Here is a 23,525-nt window from a genome sequence, read left to right as displayed (position 1 = left end):
ACCAAGGAGCCCGTACATGAGCGTCACCCCACCGCCGGAGGTCCTCCGCGCACCCCTCGTCGTCGAGTTCCCCTTCACCCGCTCCCTCGGCCCCGTCCAGTCCGCCTTCCTCACCGGACTCCGCGAGCGGACCGTCCTCGGCGTCCGTGCCGAAGGGGGCCGGGTGCTGGTCCCGCCCGTCGAGTACGACCCCGGGACCGCCGCCGAACTCCGCGACCTCGTCGAGGTCGGGACCACCGGCACCGTCACCACCTGGGCCTGGAACCCGGAGCCCCGTCGGGGCCAGCCGCTCGCGACCCCCTTCGCCTGGGTCCTGGTCCGCCTCGACGGCGCGGACACCGCCCTGCTGCACGCCCTGGACGCCCCCGGCCCCGAGGCCGTCCGCACCGGGCTGCGGGTACGGGTCCGCTGGGCCGGGGAACGATCCGGCGCGATCACGGACATCGCCTGCTTCGAGCCGTACGACAGCGCCGCGGACACGGAACCGGCCACGGACGCGCGGGACCACGACGGGGCCTTCGAGGACCCCGTCACCGGCATCGTCGCCCCCGCCCGCCTCGACTACACCTACAGCCCGGGGCGCGCCCAGACCCGCTACCTGCACGCGCTCGCCGAGCGCCGTACCGTCGGCGAACGCTGCCCGTCCTGCGCGAAGGTGTACGTCCCGCCCCGGGGCGCCTGCCCCACCTGCGGGGTCGCCACCACCGACCGGGTCGAGGTCGGACCGCGCGGCACGGTCACCACCTTCTGCATCGTCAACATCAAGGCGAAGAACCTCGACATCGAGGTCCCCTACGTCTACGCCCACATCGCCCTCGACGGCGCCGGCCTCGCCCTCCACGGCCGCATCGCCGGCATCCCCTACGACCAGGTCCGGATGGGCCTGCGCGTCGAGCCGGTGTGGAGCGAGGACGGCCGCTACCCCGACCACTACCGGCCCTGCGGCGAGCCCGACGCCGACTACGACACGTACAAGGAGCTGCTGTGACGCCGGACCGAGAGGTGGCCATCGTCGCCTTCGCGCAGAGCGACCACCTGCGCCGCACGGACGACCTCTCCGAGGTCGAGATGGTCATGCCCGTCCTCCACGAGGTGCTCCGGCAGACCGGTCTGAAGGCCGCAGACATCGGCTTCACCTGCTCCGGCTCCTCGGACTACCTCGCCGGCCGCGCCTTCTCCTTCACGATGGCACTCGACGGCGTCGGCGCGTGGCCGCCGATCTCCGAGTCCCACGTGGAGACGGACGGCGCCTGGGCGCTCTACGAGGCCTGGGTGAAGCTGCTGACCGGCGAGGCCGACACCGCCCTCGTCTACTCCTACGGCAAGTCCTCGCCCGGCTCCGTCCGCGACGTCCTCACCCGCCAGCTCGACCCGTACTACCTGGCCCCCCTCTGGCCCGACTCCGTCGCCCTCGCCGCCCTCCAGGCCCAGGCCCTCGTCGACGCCGGCGCCGCCGACGAGTCCGCCCTCGCCGCGATCGCCGCCCGCAGCCGCGAGGACGCGCGGGCCAACCCGCACGCCCAGCTGCCCGGCGCCCGCCCCCAGGGCGAGTACGTCGTCCAGCCCCTCCGCACCGGCGACTGCCCGCCGATCGGCGACGGGGCCGCCGCCGTGATCCTCGCCGCGGGGGACCGGGCCCGCGAGCTGTGCGACCGTCCCGCCTGGATCCGAGGCATGGACCACCGCATCGAAGCGCACTCCCTCGGGGTCCGCGACCTCACCGACTCGCCCTCCACCCGACTCGCCGCGGAACGCGCCGGCGCCTTCGAACGGCCCGTCGACACCGCCGAACTCCACGCGCCCTTCAGCTCCCAGGAAGTCGTCCTCACCCGGGCCCTGGGCCTCGACGACGACGTCCGCGTCAACCCCTCCGGCGGCGCCCTCGCCGCCAACCCCGTGATGGCCACGGGACTCGTCCGGCTCGGCGAGGCCGCCGCCCGCATCCACCGGGGCGAGTCCGACCGGGCCCTCGCCCACGCCACCTCCGGCCCCTGCCTCCAGCAGAACCTGGTCGCCGTCCTGGAAGGGGACCCCCGTGCCTAAAGAGCCAGTCGCCGTCGTCGGCATCGGCCAGACCAAGCACGTCGCCGCCCGCGGCGACGTCTCCATCGCCGGGCTCGTCCGCGAGGCCGCCGTGCGCGCCCTGGCGGACGCGGAGCTCGGCTGGGCGGACATCGACGCCGTCGTCATCGGCAAGGCCCCCGACTTCTTCGAGGGCGTCATGATGCCGGAGCTGTACCTCGCCGACGCGCTCGGCGCGGTCGGCAAACCCATGCTCCGTGTCCACACGGCCGGTTCGGTCGGCGGCTCCACCGCCCTCGTCGCCGCCAACCTCGTCTCCGCGCGCGTGCACCGGACCGTCCTCACCCTCGCGTTCGAGAAGCAGTCCGAGTCCAACGCCATGTGGGGCCTCTCCCTGCCCGTCCCCTTCCAGCAGCCGCTGCTCGCCGGCGCCGGCGGCTTCTTCGCCCCGCACGTACGCGCGTACATGCGCCGCACCGGCGCTCCCGACGGCATCGGCTCGCTCGTCGCGTACAAGGACCGGCGCAACGCGCTGAAGAACCCGTACGCCCACCTCCACGAGCACGACCTCACCCTGGAGAAGGTGCAGGCCTCCCCGATGCTCTGGGACCCGATCCGCTACTCCGAGACCTGCCCGTCGTCCGACGGCGCCTGCGCCATGATCCTCACCGACCGTACGGGCGCGGCCCGTTCGCCCCGCCCGCCCGCCTGGGTGCACGGCGGCGCCATGCGCAGCGAACCCACCCTCTTCGCGGGCAAGGACTTCGTCTCGCCGAGGGCAGGCCGGGACTGCGCCGCCGACGTCTACCGCCAGTCCGGCATCACCGATCCCCGGCGCGAGATCGACGCCGTCGAGATGTACGTGCCGTTCTCCTGGTACGAGCCGATGTGGCTGGAGAACCTGGGCTTCGCCGAGGAGGGCGAGGGCTGGAAGCTCACCGAGGCCGGGGTGACCGAACTCGACGGCGACCTCCCCGTGAACCCGTCCGGCGGCGTGCTCTCCACCAACCCCATCGGTGCCTCCGGCATGATCCGCTTCGCCGAGGCCGCCCTCCAGGTACGCGGCGGAGCGGGCGAGCACCAGGTCGACGGCGCGCGGCGGGCCCTCGGTCACGCCTACGGAGGCGGCGCGCAGTTCTTCTCGATGTGGCTCGTGGGGGACACCCCGCCGGCCACCTGAGCCCGCCGGCCGGGGGCGCCTACCCTGGCGACCATGAACGCGGAACGTGATCTGACCCGGCTCCTCGCCGGGATGCGGCCGGAACTCGACCCCGGCCGGTACGTCTTCACCACGGTGGACGGCCCCGCCCCGGCCGGGGTCGCCCCGGTGGTCACCGTCACCGAGCGCGAAGGCCTCACCCTGGTCGTACGGCAGGAGGAGGCGGACGCCGCGGGCCTCGCGTACGACTACGTGGCGGGCTGGATCACCCTCCGGATCCACTCCGCCCTCGACGCCGTCGGCCTCACGGCCGCCGTCGCGACCGAACTGGCGGAAGCGGGCCTGAGCTGCAACGTGGTGGCCGGATTTCACCACGACCACCTGTTCGTCGAACACGCGCGGGCAGAGGAGGCGTTGACCGCTCTGCGCCGACTCGCGGAGCGGTCGGGAAGCTTCCACGATTGACCGTTACATACGGTGCCAACCGGCGTACGCTGGGGCTTTCGCGGGGCCACCCGCCGGGCGCCGCCCCTCGTGCGCCGGGCGCGCGCCCCCGGTGTGGGGGTGGAACGTGGCACGAAAGGGTGGCCGACCGGCCCGTCAGGGATTCGGCCTCTTCGAACGCGAGGCGGCGCTGGCGGCGGCCGAGGACGCGCTGGACCTTCTGACAGGCCTGGCCGACGACCCGCCCTGGCCCGACCCCGTCCCCGCACCCCTCCCCGCACCCCGCGGCGCCCGCGGTCCCCACCTCGTCGCGGTCCCCGACACCCCCGCCGCCCACGGCGACCGCGCCGACGCCGGCCGGGGGGACGCCGGCGGGCCGCCACACGGAGCCCACCCCTCCCCGGGCGGCGAAGGCCCCGCCCGGACCGCCGGCCACCCCGCCGACCCGGCACCCGACCGCCCCCGCACGGCCCGGCGCGGCGGCATCCTCGCGTACGCCGCGCCCGCCGGGCTCGGCAAGACCACCCTGCTCGCCGAGATCCGGCGCCGCGCGGCCACCCGCGGATGCACCGTGCTCTCCGCGCGCGGCGGCGACCAGGAACAGCGGGTCGCCTTCCACGTCGCCCGGCAGCTCCTCCAGCCGCAGCTCGCCCACGCGACCGACGCCGAACTGCGCGAACGGCTCGGCTCCTGGTACGACATCGTCGGCCCCGCGCTCGGACTCCGCGCCGCCGCCGAGGGCTCGCCGCCGGACCCGCAGGGCCTGCGGGACGGGCTCGACTGGGTCCTGACCCACCTCGCCGTACGGCGCGCCCCGCTCGTCGTGGTCCTCGACGACGTCCACTGGGCCGACCCCGAATCCCTCGGCTGGCTCGCCGCCTTCGCACCCCGCGCCGAGGAACTCCCCATGCTCCTCGTCGTCGCCTACCGGCCCGACGAACTCCCCGACGAAGGAGCCGAGTTCACCGGACACCGGTCCGGCCGCCGACCGCTCGGACTGGCCCCGCTCACCTCCGACGCCATCGCCAGCCTCGTCCGCGACCGCGTCGGCGCCCACGCCGACGACACGTTCTGCCGCGAATGCTGGACCGTCACCTCCGGCAACCCCTTCGAGGCGGTCGAACTCGCCGCCAAGGTCCGCGACCGCGGCCTGGAACCCACCGCGGGCGGCGCCCACGAACTCCGCGACCTCGCCGCCGCGCTCAAGGGCAGCGGCCTCGTCACCCGACTGGAACGACTCGGCACCCAGACCGTGCGCCTCGCCTGGGCCTGCGCCGTCCTCGGCACCGAGATCTCCCCGCAGCTCGCCGGCGCCGTCGCGGGCCTCGGCGGCGAGGCCGTCGCCGACTGCGCCGACCGGCTGCGCGAGGCCCGCGTCCTCGCCGAGGCCGACGGCCCGGACGACCCGCTCGAATTCGTCCACCCCCTCATCGCCACCACCGTCTACCGGTCCATCCCCGCCGCCACCCGCGTCGCCCTCCACGGCCAGGCCGCCTGGTGCGTCGTCGACGCCGGACTCGGCCCCACCGCCGCCGCCCGGCACCTCCTGGAGACCCACCCCGAAGGCGACCCGTGGGTCGTGGGGCGGCTCCGCGCCGCGGCCGGCGAGAACCTCCGCGCGGGCGCGCCCGACGCGGCCCGCCGCTTCCTCGCCCGCGCGCTGCGCGAGCCGCCCGCCGCCGACGAGCGGGCCGCCGTCCTCTTCGAGCTCGGCTGCTCCTCCCTGCTCACCGAGCCCGCCACCACCGTCAACCACCTGCGGGCCGCGCTGGAGGAGCCCATCGCCGACCCGGCGCTCCGGCACGGCATCGTCTACCGCCTCTCCCAGGTGCTCGCCCACAGCGACCGCCTCGTCGAGGCGTCCGAGCTCCTCGGCCGCGAGGCCCGGCAGACCACCGACGCCCGCAGCAGGCTGCGGATGCAGGCCGAGAAGTTCATGTGGGACGCCTTCCGCGCCGACGAACCCGAGTCGCCGGCCCGCTCCCGCCGCCTCACGGCCCTCGCCGACCGGCTCACCGGCCGCGACCTCACCGAGCGGTACATCATCGGCCTGCGCGCCTGGGACGCCACCCTGCGCGCCGAACCCTCCGCCGTCGCCCTCGGGCACGCCGAGCGCGCCCTCGAAGGCGGTCTCAGCTGGGCGGACGAGAGCCGCGGCTTCGAGGTCCCGGTCCTCACCGCCCTCACCTTCCTGTACGCCGACCGTCCCGGCCGCGCCGAGGAGCTCTTCGCCGCCGGCATCGCCGAGTTCGAGGGCCAGGGCTGGCGCGGCGCCCACCTCTCCTTCGCGTACACCCTGCTCGGGTACATCCGCTACCGGCGCGGCCGGCTCGTCGAGGCCGAGGACTTCGTCCGGGCCGGACTGCGCCTGTCCGAGCGCGTCGGACCGCGCACCCCCGCCCAGTGGTACGCCGTCGGCGTCATGATCGAGGTGCTGCTCGCCCGCGGCCGCGTCGACGAGGCCGCCCGCATCGCCGACGCCCACGACTTCGGCGAGCCCTTCCCCGCTGCCGTCACCTTCCCCGACTCCCAGACCGTCCACGCCGAACTGCTCCTCGCCCGCGGACGCACCGAGGAGGCGGCCGCCGAGCTGGCCGCCGTCGGCCGCCGGCTCGACCCGCGCGGCATGCGCAACCCCGCCTGGTGCCCCTGGCAGCTCCACCTGGCCGTCGCCGAGGCCGCCACGACGCCCGTGACGGCCCGGCGGACCGCCGAGGACGCGGTCGCCCGCGCCCGCCAGTACGGCGCGCCCTCCGCGATCGGCTCGGCGCTCCGGGTGACCGCCGAGGTCTCCGAGCCCTCCGCGCGCGTGAAACTCCTGGAGGAGTCCGTCGACTGGCTCGACCAGTCACCCGCCGCGTACGAGCTGGCCCGCTCCCTCGTCGCGCTCGGCGCCGCCCTGCGCCGCACCGAACGCGCGGGGGAGGCCGCCGAGCACCTGTACCGGGGCCTGGAGGCCGCCCAGGACTGCGGCGCCGACGGCCTCGTCGAGGAGGCCCGCGCCGAGCTCGCGGCGGCCGGGCTCCGCCCGCGGCCGCTGCACTCCGCCGGCACGGACGCGCTCACCGCCCGTGAGCGCGCAGCCGCCGAGCTCACCGTCCGCGACCGGGACGCGGCCACCGTCCTCGGCGTCGACGCCACGGCACTCGGCCGGCTCCTCTCGGCCGTCTACCGCAAGCTCGGCACCGACCGCACCGGCCTCGCGCAGGCCCTGCGGAACGTCGATCGCGGGGCCCGGGAGCCCGGGGCGGAGGGCTGAGCGTCCGTGGCCGCCCGGCGCGTCGCATCGCGCGCCGGGACACGTACCATGGCCGTATGTCCTTCCTCCGCCGCCGCAGCGCCGCCACACCCGCGGGCCCGGACTTCGACGTCCTGGCCATGGATCCGGGAGACTGGCCCGGCAATCTCGGCGCCGGCCTGCTGCCCGCTCCCGACGGCTCCTGCCAGGGCGTGTTCCTCCGGTACGACCTCTTCGGCGGCCGCGGCCCCGCGATGATCATCGGCAACCTGCCCGAGGGCTCGCCCGCGCGCGAGCTCGCCGACGGGCAGATCCCCTTCGAGGTGGCCCAGCTCCTCGCCGCCCTGGAGAACGACGAGCCCGTCGAGGTGCTCGACGCCGAGGACGTCCCCGTCATGCAGGGCGACAACCTCCTGATCGTGCGGCGGCTGAAGCTCTCCGAGAGCCGCATCTCCTGCGTCCAGTTCGACCGCAGCGACAACGTCCTCGTGACGATCGCCAGTTGGGACCGGCCGATCACCGACGACCTCTACGCGCTGCTCAAGCCGCTGCCCGCCGAGCTGTTCCAGCAGGGCTGACGGGGGAGCGGGGGCCGATGAGCGCGCGCGTCGACAGCTGGATCTGGGCGGTCCGTCTCACCAAGACCCGCTCCCAGTCCGCCGCGGCCTGCCGCGCCGGGCACGTGAAGGTCAACGGCGAGCGGGCCAAGCCCGCGCAGCCGGTGAAGCCGGGTGACGAGGTCCGCCTCTTCCACGGCGGCCGGGAACGGATCGTCGAGGTCAAGGAGCTCCACACCAAGCGGGTCGGCCCGCCGGTCGCCGCCGAGGCGTACGTGGACAACAGCCCGCCCCCGCCGCCGCGCGAACACGTCGCCGTCGCCGCCGTCCGCGACCGGGGCGCCGGCCGCCCCACCAAGCGCGACCGCCGCGAGCTCGACGAACTGCGCGGCCGGCGACCCTGATTCCGACCTTCCGAAGGCCTCCGGGAGCCCTCCCGGAGGCCTTCGGCGTACGTCAGCGCACCCCCGCGCCGAGCACCTCGGAGATCCGCGTCGCCGACGTGCCGAGACCCGAGGGGCCGCGCCGCAGCAACGCGCTGCCGCTGCCCGCGCGCACGTCCTCGGCGCCGTAACGCCGGACCGTCCGGTGCCAGTGGAGGACACCGGCGAGCCAGTCCTCCAACTCCCGCAGATACGCCTCGAACGCCGCCCGCCCCGCCGCGTCGAGACCGAAGTCCGCGCAGAGCAGCGGCACTTCGCGCTCCTTCAGGTGCTCGTACTGGCGCAGGCGGCCCCGCATCAGATCGGCGACCATCGCCACCGCCGTCGGGTAGTCGCAGTCGAAGAACTTCTGGAGCACCAGGACGCCGTTGTGCACCTCGCCCTCGACCTCGATCTCCTTCTGGTACGAGAAGAGGTCGTTGACCAGCGCGCCGTAGTCCATCACCGCGTTCTCCAGGCTGCGCACCGTGCCCGACCGGAACAGCTCAGGGGGCAGCGTCGCGTCCTGCCGGAGGCGGCAGAGCAGCATGGTGAGCTCGGACCCGAACGTGCTGCGCCGCATCTCGACGTAGTCGACCGGATCGGGCACCCGGTGCTGCACCACGTTGTGCATCTCCCACATCCAGCTGTCGAGCATCGCGTCGAGCGCGGTCCGCAGCTGGGCCCGGGCCTCCGGGGGCATCGGCGCGGCCGTCCGCTCCCAGACGTCCGCGAGCGCGCGCTCCAGCGGGTTCGCCGCGCGCGCCGCGCCGGCCGCCGGCACGTCGAGCGGCATGCACGCCTTGAGCCGGTCGGTCTGCGCCTTCGCCCCGGCCAGGTTGCCGGCCCGTCCGAAGAACGACGGGTAGTAGTCGTCCGCGTAGGTTCCCCAGGTCAGCCAGTCGGCGCTGAGCTTCAACTGTTCCAGGGGCGCGTCCGGATCGAGGCCCGCCGCGCACAGCGCGAGGTCGAAACCCTCCGCCAAGGACCGGTCCCACAGGTCGTCGTGGAGCCCCATCCGCTCGGACCAGTCGAGCGTGTGCCGCTCCGCCTCCCGGTGGTGGGGGTTGAGGGTGAGCGGGTACGGCAGGTCGAACTCGGGCAGCAGCGAGGGCCCCACGTGCTGGTGCGGCGCGTGCGTGAACGCCCGGTGCCGCGCGGCGGCCGGGCGCCCGAAGAGGGTCCGGATGTCGAGCGCGGAGGTGCCCAGGACCCCGTCGAGCCGCGAAGGCCCCGCGACCATGCCCTCGTTCATGTAGCGGCTGGAGCGCATGTGCCACTCGTGGCCGCCGGACTGCCAGTCCTGGAGCCCCTTCGCGTACGCCGCCACGGCCGCGCACTCGGCAGGGCTCAGGCCCTGCTCGGCGGCGAGCAGCGGCACCTCGGTCAGGGCCGTGTTCTCGAACTGCTGGACCCGCGAGGTGAGCAGGTCGTTGACGGCGTTCGCCGCCTCCTGGGTGGTGCAGCCGAGGAACCGCTCCAGGACCAGGACGCCGTTGCTGTTCTCGCCCTCGTCCTCCACCTCGCGCTGGTACGAGAACAGGTCGTTGCGCAGGTGCACCGCGTCCGAGAAGGAGTCCCTGAGCACCCGAAGCGGCCGCGAGTACGCCACCTGGGCGGGGACCTCGGCCCCCGCCGCGTACTCGACGAGACCGGCCGACCAGGGCGCGCCGCCCACCTTGCGGCGCATCTCGATGTACTCCAGGGGGTTGGCGATCCGCCCCTCGTTGATGTTGTCGAGCTCCCAGAGGGACTCGTGGAGCAGGTGCTCCGTCGCCTCCGCGAACCGCACGCGCCAGCCCTCGGACATCGAGGGAACGGTCCGCCGCCAGAGGTCCGCGAGACCCGCCTCGACGGGGTTGGTCGGCTCGGGCATGCCGGTCGCCGGGTCCGCCGGCATGAACAGCGGCAGCCGGTCCAGATAGGCCTTGCTGCCCGCCCGGTCCTGGGTCCGTTTGAAGACCTCCAGGAAGTGGTCGTCGAAGAAGAAGACCCAGGTGTACCAGTCGGTGACGAGGTCGAGGGCCTCCCCGTCGCAGTCGGGGTGGGTGTACGAGCAGAGCAGCGCGTAGTCGTGCGATTCGAGGTCGTGCTCCTCCCAGACCCCCGAGCCCTCCAACATCCCCATCGCGCGCGCCCACTCACGCGTGTGCGTGCGGGCGGACTCCACGTGGGGATTGAGCCGCGCCGGATACGGAACATAGAAATCCGGCATAACGAAGGGCTGAGGCATGTGCTGAGGGGCCTTCCGGTGAGCAGGGGCTCTGTGCGGGCCCAGCCTTACCCGTCGCCCGGACGGCGCACACGATCTCCGGGATAGTCGTATGAACGCCGGAGGGGCGGCACCGGATCGTCACCCCGGCGCCACCCCTCACCTTTCGGCCACCCCTCGTCAGATCTGGAATACCCGCACGTCAGCGGCCTTCACGAACGCCACTCGATGGCCGAACTGAATCTGGTAGTACTCCTCCTGCCCCCGGACGACCTTGTGACCCGTCGGATCGAACACCGGCGCGAAGTAGTACTCGCCCGGAGTACGGCCACCCACCACGTACCGCTGACCGGCGAGCAGCTTGTACGGCAGCGGCGACACCGACTGCACCGGAACGCCCACCGGGTACGCCGACGCCTCCGGATACGCCCGGCCGTACACCGGAACCTCCGCGAGCCCCTCCCTCGGCGTCAGCACCGTTCCCCGCGCGTCGACCGCCGTCGGCTCCTGCCGCGGGTTGTGGAACCAGGCCTTCTGGCCGAGGTACCAGATCGCGGTCCAGTCGCCCAGGCGCTCCACCACCGCGTAGCTCTGCCCCGTGGAGGCGCGCGCCCCCGTGTCGTTGACCCCGTCGGTCGAGCCCTGCCCGCCCGGCCGCAGACCGATGTCCTTCACCAGGGGCGCGTCGGCGCTCGGTGCGGTGTGCAGCCGCACCGCCCCGCTGCCGTGCGGCGCGCACGCCACCCCCGCCGTCGCGCAGCCCGTGTAGACCGGCCGGTGGGCGCCGTAGTCGGGCCGGACCGTCACCACACCCGCGTGCGGACCGGCGCTCGGCGTGATCGGACGGCCGAGCAGCCGGAAGTAGTGCGCCCAGTCCCAGTACGGCCCCGGGTCCGTGTGCATGCCCTTGATCGTGGACGTCACGGTCCCGGGCACGTTGTCGTGGCCCAGGACGTGCTGCCGGTCCAGCGGGACGCCGTACCGGTCGGCGAGGTACCGCACCAGGCGCGCCGACGTCCGGTACATCGCCTCCGTGTACCAGGAGTCGGGCGAGGTGAGGAAACCCTCGTGCTCGAGACCCACCGACTTGGCGTTCACGAACCAGTTGCCCGCGTGCCAGCCGACGTCCTTCAGCGGCAGGTGCTGGGCGATGTGCCCGTCGGAGGAGCGGAGCGAGTACTGCCAGGAGACGTACGTCGGGTCCTGCACCAGCTTCAGGGTGACGTCCCACGTGGCCTCGGTGTCGTGGATCACGATGTAGTCGATCGACTGGGACTCCGGCCGGTTCGCCTTGTCGTGGTTCCCGTAGTCGCCGTCCCCGAACTCCTCGTACGGCGCGGGGATCCACTCACAGGCCACCGACCGCGGGCACTCCACCGGACCGCCGGCCGGCCGCCGCAGGCCGAGGCGGTCCACCTGCGCCGTCGAGGGCTCCACCGCCGGGGCGGCGGCGAGCGTCACCACCTGCCCGCTGTCCGTCGTCCGCGACTCCCCGGTCCGGATCACGTCGAACACGTCGTTCGCGTACGTCGAGGCCGTCGCCGAGTCGTCGGCACCGGAGTACGCAGCCACCGCCCCGTACCAGTCCGCCGGGTCCGTGCTCGCGGGCAGCCCGGCCTCCCGCTGCGCCGCCGCGAGCAGAGCCGCCCCGCCCTCGATGTTCGCGGCCGTGCCGGTGCGCAGCTCCTCCGCCGGGATCCCGGACAGCGCGGAAGCCCGCTCCAGGGTCCGCAGCCGTGGGGGCAGCGTCTCCGCCGCCGGGACCGGCGCCCCGGCGCCGGCGCGCACCGCGCGGGAGGAGTCGCCGCGCGCGTCCTCCTCCCCGTCGGAATGGTGCGGGGCGGCCGCGGCCAGCGCCGTCACGGCGTCCGTCAGGTGCATCGGCCCGTAGCCGCCGGTCACGCTCGGCGCCCCGCCGTGCCCGTCCCACCGCGACTGCAGGTACGAGACGGCCAGGAGCACGCTCTCGGGCACGCCGTGGCGCGCCGCGGCCCGCGCGAACTGGCCCTGGAGGGTGCCCGCATCGGGCACGTCGGCCCCCGCCGGCGGCGCCGCCGAGAGCAGCGGAAGCAGTAGGGCGGCGGACGCCACCGCGCCCACCGCCCTCGGTACACGGTTCGGTGACGTACGTCTGCGGGACGCGGAACGGAGCAAGGCAGCCTCCAGGGGAAGGGGGTGACACCGGGGCGTGCGGGACCGAACCCGTACAGGGGTATCGGCTCCCGGACGATCCGTCAATCACGCCTGCGTCCAGGGAAGTTCCCACGTCAGGGCGGGAATGGAGGCCAAGTGGCGGAGTTTCGCGGAGACGGGTCCCGGGCCTGGGACGCGTCAGTGGAGTGGACCAATGGCCGCGCGGCCGCGGCGTTCCGGAGCCGGACGCGCCGGTGCGCCGCGTCCCGGTGTGTCGGCACCGGGCGCACGGCGCACCCCCCCGTGTCGTCGGTCGGGCCCGCCCCCTTCAGCGTGTCCCGACCGCCGCGCGCACGGCACGCCGTGCCATGGCGCAGTCGTCGTGCAGCCGCCTCAGGAGCAGCCGCTGTTCCTCGCCCGGGGCGAGCGTCCCCGAGGGCACCGGCACGGATCCGGCCGGCGGAGCCTCCTTCATGGTGCGCTGCACCGCCGTCTCGTAGGTACGGATCTCCCGCGTCAGCACGATCATCAGGTTGACCAGGAAGGCGTCCCGGGAGGCCGGCCCCGCCTGCTGGGCGAGCTGACTGATCTGGCGCCTGGCCAGCGGCGCGTCACCGAGCACGGCCCACAGCGTCGCCAGGTCGTAGCCGGGCAGGTACCAGCCCGCGTGCTCCCAGTCGACGAGGACCGGACCGGCGGGGGAGAGCAGGATGTTGGAGAGCAGCGCGTCGCCGTGACAGAACTGCCCCATGCCCTGCCGCCCGCCCGCGTGCGCCAGGCCGTGCAGCAGCTTCTGCAGGTCGTCCCGGTCCCGGTCCGTGAAGAGACCGAGCTCGTGGTAGCGCGCGATCCGGGTGCCGTAGTCCAGCGGGGCGTCGAACGTCCCGGCCGGCGGGCGCCAGGCGTTCAGCCGGGCCACCGCGCCGAGCGCGGCCCGCACGTCGGCCCGCGGCGGAGCCTCCACGGGGTGCCGCGAGAGCGCCGCCGCCCGTCCCGGCATCCGCTCGATCACCAGCGTGCAGTTCTCCGGGTCCGCCGCGATCAGCCGCGGCGCCCGCACCGGAGGACGGTGGCGGACGAAGGACCGGTAGGAAGCTATCTCGTGCCGGAACCGCTCGACCCACGCGGGGGAGTGGTCCAGTAAACACTTCGCGACCGCCGTCGTCCGCCCGGTCGTCCCGACGATGAGCACGGAACGGCCGCTGCGCCGCAGCACCTGCACCGGGTTGAACTCCGGGCAGATCCGGTGGACCGAGGCGATCGCCATCTTCAGCTGGGTCCCCTGAGGGCCGGACAGATCGATTCTTCCGCTCACCGGCTGCGTACCGGTGCCGCCCGCCCAACGCCTGGGCCGGACGGCCTGGGTCACGGGGGCGAGGTACGGACCGGCGCCGGCCGGGACGATGCGGTGCTGCGGCCGGGGCGGGGCGGACACGGAGGACGATGCTGTGTACATGGAGGTGACAGATCCCTTCGTGTGCCGACGAGTTGCGCGCGTCGCCCCGCCCGCTCCCCGGTCCGCACCCTGGGGAATGAGGGTCGGTCGGCGGTGCGGGGTGGCGCGTTCATACCTGACACCCGGGCGCGGGTGGCGGAACATCGGGCGCACCCTGGCGAACCCTGGCGAATAGTCGCCAGCCCTATGACAGCGGGCTACTGTCAACTCAGCCGAGAACCTGGGGGCTTAGACGTGACCGGACAAACCAACACCCGCCTGGCGGACCTCTTCGGCCTGGCCGGCTGGTCCAAGGGCGAACTCGCGAGACTCGTCAACCGGCAGGCGGCGGCCATGGGCCACCCCCAGCTGGCGACCGACACCTCGCGGGTGCGGCGCTGGATCGACCGGGGCGAGACGCCCCGCGATCCCGTTCCCCGGGTGCTGGCAGCACTGTTCACCGAGCGACTCGGCCGTGTCGTGACCATCGAGGACCTCGGGTTCGTACGACACGGGCGCGCCGGCAGGCGGCAGGACGTCAGGAAGACGGAGAACCCTGACGGGCTGCCCTGGGCACCCGATCGTACGGCGGCGGTCCTCACCGAATTCACGGGAATGGACCTCATGCTCAACCGACGCGGCCTGGTGGGCGCGGGTGCCGCGCTCGCCGCCGGTTCCGTACTCACCAACGCCATGCACGACTGGCTGCAGACCGACCCCTCCCGCAAGGGCGCGGCTCCGCGGGCCATCGATCCCCTCCACGCCGACCCCGCTGGGTTCGACCGCTACGAGGCCGCCCCCATCGGGTCGGAGGAGATCGAGGCCCTCGAGCACTCGGTGGAGGTGTTCCGAGCCTGGGACGCCTCCCGGGGCGGCGGTCTCCAGCGCAAGGCGGTGGTGGGCCAGCTCAACGAGGTGGGCGGCATGCTCGCCTACCGTCACGCCGACCACCTCCAGCGGCGCCTGTGGGGCGTCGCCGCCAACCTCGCCGTCCTCGCGGGCTGGATGTCGCACGACGTCGGCCTCGAACCCACGGCGCAGAAGTACTTCGTCATCGCCGCCCACGCGGCCCGTGAGGGCGGTGACCGGCCCCGGGCCGGCGAGGCGCTGTCCCGGGCCGCCCGCCAGATGGTGCACCTGGGCCGCCCCGACGACGCCCTCGACCTCATGAAGCTGGCCAAGGCCGGTGCGGGGGAGCGGGTGCTGCCCAGGACCCAGGCCATGTTCCACACGATCGAGGCCTGGGCGCAGGCGTCGATGGGGCGTGGACAGGCCATGCGCCGCACCCTCGGCGAGGCCGAGGAACTGTTCGTGTCCGACCGGCTCGACGAGAAGCCGAGCTGGATGCAGAACTTCGACGAGGCCGACATGCACGGCATGCAGGCCCTCGCCTACCGCACCCTCGCCGAGCACGATCCCTCCGCCGCCGTCCCCGCGCAGCGGCACGCCAAGCTGGCCATCGAACTCCGGCACGGCGGACACGACCGGTCGAAGCTCTTCGACCACATCTCGCTCGCCTCGGCCTGCTTCATCGCCGACGACCCGGAACAGGCCGACCGGTACGCCCGGCTCGCCCTCATGTCCATGGGGGACACCTCGTCCCACCGGACCTGGGACCGGCTCCGGGAGATGTACCGGCTCACCGGCCAGTACGCCGGCTACTCGCGGATCGAGAACCTGCGCGAGGAGATCGAGCTGGCCCTTCCCCGGTCACCGGTCAACCGACCGCGCACCGGGCAGGCCTGATCCGCGGGGCTCGGGGGAACCGGGGGCCGGAGCCCGGCTCACGAGGCGGGCAGGGCCCGGGCGGCTCAGCGGCCGGCCCGGACCACCATCACGCAGGCGTCGTCCTCGCGCTGCTCGTCGCCGAACTCCTCGACCACCGCACGCACGGCGTCCTGGGCGTCCCGCGCCGAGGCGAGCCGGGGGCCGAGGGCGAGGAGCCGTCGCGCGCCGGTGTCGTCCCCGAAGCCGCCGACCGCCCCGCCGGCGCGGGTCAGTCCGTCGGTGTGCAGGACGAGCACGTCGCCCGGGAACAGCCGGGTCTCGGCCTCGCCGTACACGGCTCCGGTCGTCGCCCCGAGCAGCACTCCCTCGGGGCGACGCAGCACGTGCCCCGTCCCGCCGCGGAACAGCAGCGGGGCGGGGTGGCCGGCCTGCGCCCAGCTCAGGGTCTGGGCGACGGGGTCGTACCGGCAGCACATCGCGCTGCCGAGCGCGGGCTGGACGGAGGTCTCGAGCAGCTGGTTGAGGTGGCTCATCAGGGCGGCGGGCCGGATCCCGGCGACGGCCATGCCGCGCAGCGCACCGAGGAGCATGGCCATGGAGGAGGTCGCGGCGACCCCGTGGCCCGTCAGGTCGCCGACGGTGAGGAGTGCGTCCCCGTCCGGCAGCGCGAGTGCGTCGTACCAGTCGCCGCCGATCAGACCGGTGGTGGCGGCGGGCAGGTAATGGCCGGCCACGTCCAGGGGGGCGGGGCCGTCGTGGGCGAAGCGGAGCGAGCCGCGCCACGGCGGGAGGACCGCTTCCTGGAGTTCGACGGCGACCCGGCGCTCGGTCTGCTCGATCTGGCGGCTGCGCTCCAGGCTGTCCCGGCTCTCGCGGACCGCCCGCTGGCTGCGCCGCAGCTCGCTGACGTCCCGTAAGACGGCCCACATGGAGGCGGTGCAGCCGTCGTCGTCGAGCACCGGCTCACCGGTCATGTGCACCGTGCGCACCCGGCCGTCGGTCCGCACGATGCGGAACTCGCCGTCGATCGGCTTACCGTCGATCAGGCAGTCGGTGACCATCGCCTGGAGGACCGGCTGGTCCTCGGCGAAGACCATCGAGGGCATCTCGTCGAGCGACATCGGCCCGCTCTCGTGGGCGCGGCCGAAGATCTGGTACAGCTCCTCCGACCAGCTGACCTCGTCGGTGAGCAGGTTCCACTCGGCGCTGCCGACGCGGGAGAGCAGCGAGCCGGTGCGCGGCGGGGCGGCCTGGCCGTACGCGGTGCCGGGGTCCGTGGCGAGCGAGGCGTCGAGCGCGCCGTCGTATCCGCCCTCGGCCTCGCCGTCGGGCTCCGCGTCCGGTGCGAGCTCCGCCGGGACGCCCGCCCGCAGCTGCCCCAAATGGGCGCCCAGATCATCGAGTTGGTGCACCGCGAGGTCGCACAGGGCGCGCTGCCACCGCTGCTGGGGGTCGTCCTCGTTCGCCACGGCGTCCCGGCGGACGGCGTCGACCTCACCGCGCAGGCGGCGGGTCTGCGAGATCAGCGCGTCCACCGCACCCGGCTCCGGCGGTTGAGCGGGGCGGTCCGCGAACAGATGGGACGGCATGTCGAACTCCGATACAGGCGCGGCGCGGCCAAGTGTGAAGGGGAGGCCTGCGTACGACTGTTGCACAGCCCGGCACAGCCCGTAAGGGATTTGGCAACACTCGATCCGGTGGTGCTTCTGACATATGTCAAAGGCCCACCGATTATCGGCCAGGGCTCGACGCGTTACGGTGCTGGGGTGGTGAACGACGACGGGAACGGCACGGTGGGCACGCACATGGCGGTCGCGGGAAGAGCGGCTACGACCGCCGGCACGTGGGCGACGGGCAGGGGAACGGACGCCCGCACGGCGGTCGCGCGTACGACCGGAACCACGGCCGCCGGCGCCGCCGAACCGGGCACCGCGCGCTTCGACGGCACGGCCGCCACGGGCGGTGGCCAGGCCGCGGTGGGTACGGCGCTGCTGCTCGCGGCCGCGCCCGCCGGGCGCGGCAGGGCCATGGACGCCGCCTCGGTGCTGCCGGCGCTCGCCGCCGTACCGCCCGCGGTCCTCACCGGCACGACCACCGCCACGGTCGTCGAACTCGCGGACCCGCTCGACCCGCAGACCGTCCTCACCCGCCTGCGCGCGGCGGCGGCGAGCCCCGGTCCCCTGGTCGTCTGCCTCGCCGGACAGCTCCACCTCGACCGCCGCCAGGAACTGCCGCACCTCGCACTCGCCCGCACCACCCAGGCCACCCTCCGCTACACGGCGCTGCCCTGGCACTGGCTCGCCGGCGAACTCGGCGCACGGCCGCACGGCACCACCACCGTCGTCGCCGACCTCGTCGCCGACCCCGACGTCTGGCAGCGGCTCGCGGCCGTACCCGAACTGCTCCAGCTCGGACCGGGACCCGTCCTCTACGGCCGGGTGACACCGGCCCCGCGCCGGGGCGAACCCGCCACCCCCGACTACCTCCGCGCCTGGGCGGAACTCTGGCGCTCCGGCGCGCGGCTCCCGCACGCCACCCTCCACGCCGAGGCCGCCGCGGGCACCGCCCCGGCCACCGCGGAGTCCCGGTTCCTCGCCCCGGCGCCTCCGACCGCCGCCGCGCCGCAGGACCCGCACCCCGCCATCCTCGCCGCGGCCATGGCGGGACGGCACGGGGAGGCGGCGGCCGTCGCGGCGGCCTGGGAACACGAGGCCCTGCGCCGCCACGGACCGCACTCGGCGGAGGCCGTGCACTGGACCGAGGTGCGGGCCGACCTCGCCCGGCTCGCCGGCGAACCCGCCCGCAGCTGCGAACTGTGGATCGCCGCCGCCGAAGCCCGCCTGGCCCTGCTGCAGCGCCCCGACGACCCGGACGTCGAAGGCGCCGTCGACCGGGCCCACCACCAGTGGGAACAGATCGTCGACCCCGCCCGCGCCCGCGCCCTCGGCCCCACACTCGTCGCCCTGCGCCGACACGTCCCCGGCCGCCAGCCCGGAGCCCTCGCGGCCCTCACCCGACGCGTGGGCTGACCATCACCGGCCGTTCTGCGGCGCTTCCCGCCTCCCGCCGGACGGCCCGGACGGCCCGACACGGACCCGCCGCCGGGGCGTCCCGTCACCGCCCCTCACTCCGAAAGGCATCGCGTGACCTCGCTCGCCACCGCTCAGCGTTCGCTCGCCGACCCGTCCGTGCGCCATCCGCTCTGGCCGCCGCTGACGCGCGGTTGTCCCGTCACCTCGACGGAGGAGGTGGCGTACCCGCTCGACATCGACTACGCCTACGACGACGTGCCGGCCGATCTGTTCGACCGCCCGGCCGCCCACGGCCTGGAGCGGTGGGCGCCGCTGCTGCCGCCGCTCGCCGCGCCCGGCCTGGGAGAGGGGAACACCCCGCTGGTCGAACTCGCCGACGGGCTCTGGATCAAGGACGAGTCCCGCAACCCCACGTGGAGCCACAAGGACCGCCTGAACCGGGTGGCGGTCAGCGCGGCCGTCGCGTCGGGCGCGCGGGGCATCGTGGTCTCCTCCTCCGGCAACCACGGCGCGGCCGCCGCGGCCTACGCGGCCCGCGCCGGACTGCCGTGCGCCGTGTTCACGTCGCCGGACGCACCGCCCGCCGTCGCCTCGCACCTGCGCGCGTACGGGGCGACCGTGCTGACGGTGCCGCGCGCGTCCGTCCGCCCGCTGATGCTCCGGATCGTCGACGAGCTCGGTTTCCAGAGCGTCAGCAGCGTCACGGACACCGCCCACACCGGGCACCCCTTCGGCCCCGAGGGGTACAAGACCCTCGCCTACGAGATCGCGCTCGACCTGGGACGGGCCCCGGCGGCCGTCCATCTGCCCACGGGGTACGGCGAGTTGCTGTTCGGCGTCGCGAAGGGGTTCCGGGAGCTCGCCCGGCTCGGCGTCACCGACTCGGTGCCCCGCGTGTACGCCACCGAGCCCGCCGCGGCCGGCGCCCTCACCGAGGCCCTCCGCACCGGCCGGCCCGTCGCCCGCGTCCCCGTCGGCCCCAGCATCGCCTATGCCATCGACTGCGAGATCAGCGGCTACCGGGGCGTCCTCGCCGTCCGGGAGACCGGCGGCGCCGCGCGTACGGTGACGGACGAGCAGATGGCCGCCGCACAGGCCGAGTCGGCCGCACAGGGCCTGTGGTTCGAGGCCTCCTCCGCCGCCGGCCTCGCCGGTTTCCGTGCCCACGGGCCTCACGAGGCCGACGGACCCGTCGTGTGCGTGGCCACGTCCAGCGGCTACAAGGACATCGGCACCGCCCGGCACACCTACGCGCCGATGGACCCGGACTGGCAGTCGATCAAGACCGCGCTGACGGAGTCCGAACCCCCGAAGTAGGGGCAGGAGGCTCCAGGGGCCTGCCGGGCACGCGATCGCGCACCCGCACCATCGTTCTCCGGAACCGTGCCACCGGGTCCAGGACGACCAACGTCGCATCGTCACAGGGGAGTACACCGATGAACACGCCGCAACGACCGTCGTCGCCCGCGCCCGTGTCCGTGCCCGCGCCCGTGTCCGTGCCCGCGCCCGTGTCCGTGCCCGCGCCCGTGTCCGTGTCCGTGCCCGCGCCCGTGTCCGCGCCCGCTCCTTCGCCTTCGCCTTCCGGAGCGGGGGGCGTGGACCGGTCGTCCGTCCGCGTGGGCGCCCTCGTTCCGCTCACGCGGCCCGGCTGGGTCGAGGCGGGCCGGCATCTGCTCGCCGGGCTCGAACTGGCTGTCGCCGGGGTCAACGACGGCGGTGGGATCGACGGCAGACAGCTGGAGCTGGTCGTTCGGGACACCGCGGCGGATCCGGAACGGGCCGAGGCGGCCGTGGAGGAACTGGCGGGACTGGGCGTGGTCGCCGTGGCGGGGGAGTACCACAGTGTCGTCGCCCGCGCCGCGGCCGCGCGGGCGGACGCCCTCGGCGTGCCGTTCCTCTGCTCGTCCGCGGTGCTCGACGCGCTCATCGAGGGACCGACGCCGTGGGTCGCGCGCGTGGCCCCGGCGCAGTCCCATGGCTGGCGGATCTACGGGGACTTCCTGCTCGGCGCGGGTCGGCGCCGGATCGCCGTCGCGACCCAGCCGAGCGTCTACTGGGCGACCGGCACCCGCGTCCTGCGGGACCACCTCGCTCCCCACGGCGGGACCGTCGTCGAACTCGACGCCCGCACGCTCGGCCCCGAGGCCCTGTGCGACGCCCTCGTCGAGCACGGCGCTCACGCGCTCCTCCTGCTGGTCGGCACTCCGGAGCCGGCGGTGCCGATCGTCCGGGCCGTCCGCGGCGACCGGCGCCTCGCGGAGCTGCTGATCGGAGCTCCCGCGGGACAACCGGAGTTCGCCGGATGGGCCGCGGCGCTGGGAGAGGACGGCGCCGGGATCCCGTTCCTGCGCTACCTGCCCGAGAGGCTCGGTCCGCTCGGCGAACGCGTCGGGAAGGAGCTGCGCGAACGGCTGGGCGAAGCACCGTCCTTCGTCGCCTACGAGGGCTGGGACACCGTGACCGTCCTGGCGGAGGCGCTGCGTTCCCACGGTACGGGCCGGGCGGCCGTCGCCGCGTCCTGGCCGGAGGTGGCGGTCGACGGCACCCGCGGTCCGATCCGGTTCTCCCGGCAGCCCGGCATCGACGTGTGGCAGTGGGCCTGGCCCCCGGTCCAGGTCGTCGACCGGGACCCGACTCAGCATGGTGACCTGCGGATCCTCCACTCCGGCTGAGCGGCCGAGGCAGGTTCCGGGTGCACGGAATACCCGAACACGCGGGTGAGTTGATCGCAGCATGACCAAGCCCGCAGAGCCCCGCACCCTGTCAGACGACGCCCTGTCCGAACTGCTGGGAACCCAGCAGTTCGGCACTCTCGCCACCAACAAGCGCAGCGGCCACCCCCATCTGACGACCATGCTCTACAGCTGGGACGCCGAGGAGCGCGTCATCCGGTTCTCCACCACCGCCGACCGCGTCAAGGTCAAGCAGCTCCGGCGCGACCCGCGCGCCGCCGTCCACGTTCCGGGCGGCGACGTGTGGTCGTTCGCCGTGGCCGAGGGCGAGGCCGAGGTCTCCGAGATCACGACCACGCCGGGGGACGCGGTGGGCCGGGAGCTGCTGGCGATGATTCCGGAAGCCGCGAGGCCGCAGGACGAGGGCCCTTTCCTGCAGCAGCTGGTCGACGAGCGCCGCGTCGTCATCCGCCTGAAGGTGTCCCGCCTGTACGGGACGGCGCTCGACATCAACGGCTGAGGACGCCCGCGCACGGGAGTCGCCGCGCGGACCGCGGCCGCTCGGCCGGCGGTGTTTGACCTTGACACGGTGACAAGGTCTTCACTGCTCGCCGAGGAGGTGGTCTCGATGACGATCACGAGGCAGGACACAGAAGGCGCGGGAGCGCTCCGGGGGCTTGAGGACGCGTCGTCGTCGGTGCGGCTGAGGGCCGCGCTCGCGGTGGGCACGACACCCGACCCGGGCTTCGTCGGCAAGCTCGTGGAGCGGTGCGCGACCGAGCCCGAGTTCTTCGTCCGCGACATGCTGACCTGGGCGCTCACGCGTCACCCGGTGGCGCTGACGCTCCCCGAACTGGTCCGCGAACTCCGCTCGGAGCGTGCGCAGGCACGCAGCCAGGCGCTGCACACGCTGTCCAAGATCGGGGACCGGCAGGCGTGGCCCGCGATCACCGGGACGCTCCTGACCGACGCGGACGACGAGGTGGCGCGGAGCGCCTGGCGGGCCGCGGTCGTGCTCGCGCCGGAAGGCGAGGAGCCCGCGCTGGCCGCGGTGCTGGCGACACAGCTCGGGCGCGGCGAGCGCGAGACGCAGCTGAGCCTCAGCCGGGCGCTCGTCGCGCTCGGCGAGGCGATCGAGCCGGCCCTCCGTACCGCGACGACGGCACCCGACCCCGGCGTCCGGGCACACGCGCTCGCGACGCTGCGGCTGCTGCGCGACCCGGACACCGGATTCGGCTACGCGATCGAGGAGGCGAAGCGTGTCGTCGCCCTGGGCGGCTCGGAGCGGGAGGGACGACAGGGCGTGTCGACAGGGGAGGGGCTACAGGACGTGTTGACCGGGGACGGACGACAGGGCGTGTCGACGGGGAGGGACGACAGGGCGTGCTGATCGGTGAGGTGGCGCGACGGTCCGGGGTCAGTGCCCGCATGCTCCGGCATTACGAGTCGCTCGGCCTGGTACGGCCCTCCGGCCGTACGGGCTCCGGCTATCGGGAGTACTCCGGGGACGACATCCGGCGGATCTTCCACATCGAGAGCCTGCGGTCCCTGGGGCTTTCGCTGCGGGAGATCGGCCGCGCCCTCGACGATCCCGGGTTCGCGCCCTCGGAGCTCGTCGGCGACCTGGTCCGCCGGACCCGCGAACGCATCGCGGCGGAGACCGAGTTGCTCACCCGGCTGCGCCGGATCGACGCCGCGGAGCCCGGGGCCTGGGAGGACGTCCTCCAGGTCGTCGCACTCCTTCAGGCCCTGGGCTCGCAGAACGCCGACGTGCGCCAGCGCGCGGCCCTCGCCTCCGCCGACGACGTCCCGGTGCCGGTGGAGGCGCTCGTCGACGCGGTGCTGAACGAGACGGAGCCGAACGTCGCCGGAGCCCTCCGGTGGGCGCTGGCGCGATCGGGCGACGGCGGCCCGGCACTGCTGGCCCGCGGCCTCGACTCAGCCGTGTCCGCCGTGCGGGAGCGGGCCGTGCGCTCCCTCGCCGAGCTCGCCGACCGTCCCGGCGACGAGGCCGCCGGGTGGCTCCGGCAGGCCCTCACGCACCCCGACGCCGTGGTCCGGGGCCAGGCGGCCCTGGCGCTCGGGACCCACGGCGTGGTCGACGCGGTCCCCACGCTCGTCGACATGATCGTGGAAGGACGCAACGACACCGACGCGGCCGACGCGCTCAGCGTCCTCGCGAGCGACACCGCGACGGCGGACGAGATCGCGACCCGGCTCGTCGACCGCCTCGCCGACCCCGCCACCGGGTCGGCCGCCCGCGGCCGGCTCACCCAGGCGCTCGCCTCCGTCCCGGGGCCGGCGTCGGCACGGGCCCTCGTCGCGCTGGCGCGGGACGAGGACCGTGCCGTCGCGGTGACGGCGACGTACCTCCTCCGGCTCCGCGACGCGCCGTGACGTGTTCGCCCCTGGCACGCCGCGCACCCGGAGGTCCGGCGGGTGGTGCCCGCCACCGTCGTGGCGGGCGTCGG

18 protein-coding genes are annotated in these 23,525 nt (G+C 74.4%); 14 read left to right on the top strand and 4 right to left on the bottom strand.

Annotation, left to right across the window (positions count from 1 at the left end):
- Positions 1-16: 16 nt before the first annotated feature.
- From OO54_RS22700 to OO54_RS22670, 7 genes are all read left to right on the top strand, one after another.
- Positions 17-988 (top strand): OB-fold nucleic acid binding domain-containing protein, encoded by a 972-nt coding sequence (locus OO54_RS22700; protein WP_033205861.1) that lies wholly within the window; start codon positions 17-19, stop codon positions 986-988.
- Positions 985-2,043: a thiolase domain-containing protein gene (locus OO54_RS22695; protein ID WP_033205859.1), complete on the top strand. Its 1,059-nt coding sequence runs from the start codon at positions 985-987 to the stop codon at positions 2,041-2,043. The genes OO54_RS22700 and OO54_RS22695 overlap by 4 nt, the downstream gene beginning before the upstream one ends.
- Positions 2,036-3,202 carry a thiolase domain-containing protein gene (locus OO54_RS22690; protein WP_033205857.1) on the top strand — a complete coding sequence of 389 codons (1,167 nt, stop codon included), beginning with the start codon at positions 2,036-2,038 and terminating at the stop codon, positions 3,200-3,202. Before OO54_RS22695 ends, OO54_RS22690 begins: the two co-directional genes overlap by 8 nt.
- 33 nt (positions 3,203-3,235) lie before the next feature.
- The gene (locus OO54_RS22685) at positions 3,236-3,646 is read left to right on the top strand and encodes an ACT domain-containing protein (RefSeq protein ID WP_033205855.1); all 411 of its coding nucleotides are present in this window, start codon (positions 3,236-3,238) and stop codon (positions 3,644-3,646) included.
- A 463-nt stretch (positions 3,647-4,109) separates the two neighbouring features.
- Entirely contained in the window at positions 4,110-6,884 is a 2,775-nt protein-coding gene (locus OO54_RS22680) for an ATP-binding protein (RefSeq protein ID WP_078905303.1), read from the top strand.
- 56 nt (positions 6,885-6,940) lie between these two features.
- A complete protein-coding gene (locus OO54_RS22675) occupies positions 6,941-7,441 on the top strand; it encodes a hypothetical protein (protein ID WP_033205852.1) in 501 nt (166 codons plus the stop codon).
- A gap of 17 nt (positions 7,442-7,458) precedes the next feature.
- Positions 7,459-7,824 (top strand): RNA-binding S4 domain-containing protein, encoded by a 366-nt coding sequence (locus OO54_RS22670; protein WP_033205850.1) that lies wholly within the window; start codon positions 7,459-7,461, stop codon positions 7,822-7,824.
- A 52-nt stretch (positions 7,825-7,876) separates the two neighbouring features.
- Here OO54_RS22670 and OO54_RS22665 read toward each other — a convergent pair whose 3' ends face one another.
- From OO54_RS22665 to OO54_RS22655, 3 genes are all read right to left on the bottom strand, one after another.
- Complete coding sequence (locus OO54_RS22665) at positions 7,877-10,075, bottom strand: terpene synthase family protein (protein ID WP_033205847.1); 2,199 nt, start codon at positions 10,073-10,075, stop codon at positions 7,877-7,879.
- A gap of 159 nt (positions 10,076-10,234) precedes the next feature.
- The gene (locus tag OO54_RS22660; protein WP_033205844.1) at positions 10,235-12,154 is read right to left on the bottom strand and encodes an N-acetylmuramoyl-L-alanine amidase; all 1,920 of its coding nucleotides are present in this window, start codon (positions 12,152-12,154) and stop codon (positions 10,235-10,237) included.
- A gap of 361 nt (positions 12,155-12,515) precedes the next feature.
- On the bottom strand, positions 12,516-13,643 hold the full coding sequence (locus tag OO54_RS22655) for an aminoglycoside phosphotransferase family protein (protein ID WP_033205842.1): 1,128 nt from the start codon (positions 13,641-13,643) through the stop codon (positions 12,516-12,518).
- A gap of 234 nt (positions 13,644-13,877) precedes the next feature.
- Here OO54_RS22655 and OO54_RS22650 point away from each other — a divergent pair, with 234 nt between their 5' ends.
- The gene (locus OO54_RS22650; protein WP_033205839.1) at positions 13,878-15,368 is read left to right on the top strand and encodes a DNA-binding protein NsdB; all 1,491 of its coding nucleotides are present in this window, start codon (positions 13,878-13,880) and stop codon (positions 15,366-15,368) included.
- Between the two features lie 65 nt (positions 15,369-15,433).
- Here the strand turns inward: OO54_RS22650 and OO54_RS22645 are convergent, their stop codons facing one another.
- Complete coding sequence (locus tag OO54_RS22645) at positions 15,434-16,939, bottom strand: PP2C family protein-serine/threonine phosphatase (protein ID WP_033205836.1); 1,506 nt, start codon at positions 16,937-16,939, stop codon at positions 15,434-15,436.
- Positions 16,940-17,116: 177 nt separating this feature from the next.
- Between OO54_RS22645 and OO54_RS22640 the strand changes: the two genes are divergently transcribed.
- The 6 genes from OO54_RS22640 (at position 17,117) to OO54_RS22615 (ending at position 23,451) form a co-directional block, all read left to right on the top strand.
- On the top strand, positions 17,117-18,379 hold the full coding sequence (locus OO54_RS22640) for a hypothetical protein (RefSeq protein WP_078905299.1): 1,263 nt from the start codon (positions 17,117-17,119) through the stop codon (positions 18,377-18,379).
- A gap of 114 nt (positions 18,380-18,493) precedes the next feature.
- On the top strand, positions 18,494-19,699 hold the full coding sequence (locus OO54_RS22635) for a threonine synthase (protein ID WP_033205833.1): 1,206 nt from the start codon (positions 18,494-18,496) through the stop codon (positions 19,697-19,699).
- A 299-nt stretch (positions 19,700-19,998) separates the two neighbouring features.
- Positions 19,999-21,054 carry an ABC transporter substrate-binding protein gene (locus OO54_RS22630; RefSeq protein ID WP_234439497.1) on the top strand — a complete coding sequence of 352 codons (1,056 nt, stop codon included), beginning with the start codon at positions 19,999-20,001 and terminating at the stop codon, positions 21,052-21,054.
- Between the two features lie 61 nt (positions 21,055-21,115).
- A complete protein-coding gene (locus OO54_RS22625; RefSeq protein WP_033205831.1) occupies positions 21,116-21,574 on the top strand; it encodes a pyridoxamine 5'-phosphate oxidase family protein in 459 nt (152 codons plus the stop codon).
- 108 nt (positions 21,575-21,682) lie between these two features.
- Complete coding sequence (locus OO54_RS22620) at positions 21,683-22,444, top strand: HEAT repeat domain-containing protein (protein WP_234439496.1); 762 nt, start codon at positions 21,683-21,685, stop codon at positions 22,442-22,444.
- Positions 22,438-23,451 carry a MerR family transcriptional regulator gene (locus OO54_RS22615; RefSeq protein ID WP_033205828.1) on the top strand — a complete coding sequence of 338 codons (1,014 nt, stop codon included), beginning with the start codon at positions 22,438-22,440 and terminating at the stop codon, positions 23,449-23,451. Before OO54_RS22620 ends, OO54_RS22615 begins: the two co-directional genes overlap by 7 nt.
- Positions 23,452-23,525: the final 74 nt, after the last annotated feature.

The organism is Streptomyces wedmorensis, assembly GCF_000716445.1.
GTDB lineage: Bacteria > Actinomycetota > Actinomycetes > Streptomycetales > Streptomycetaceae > Streptomyces > Streptomyces wedmorensis.
The sequence above is the reverse complement of the archived record's forward strand: the minus strand, read 5'-3'. Positions and strand labels throughout refer to the sequence as shown.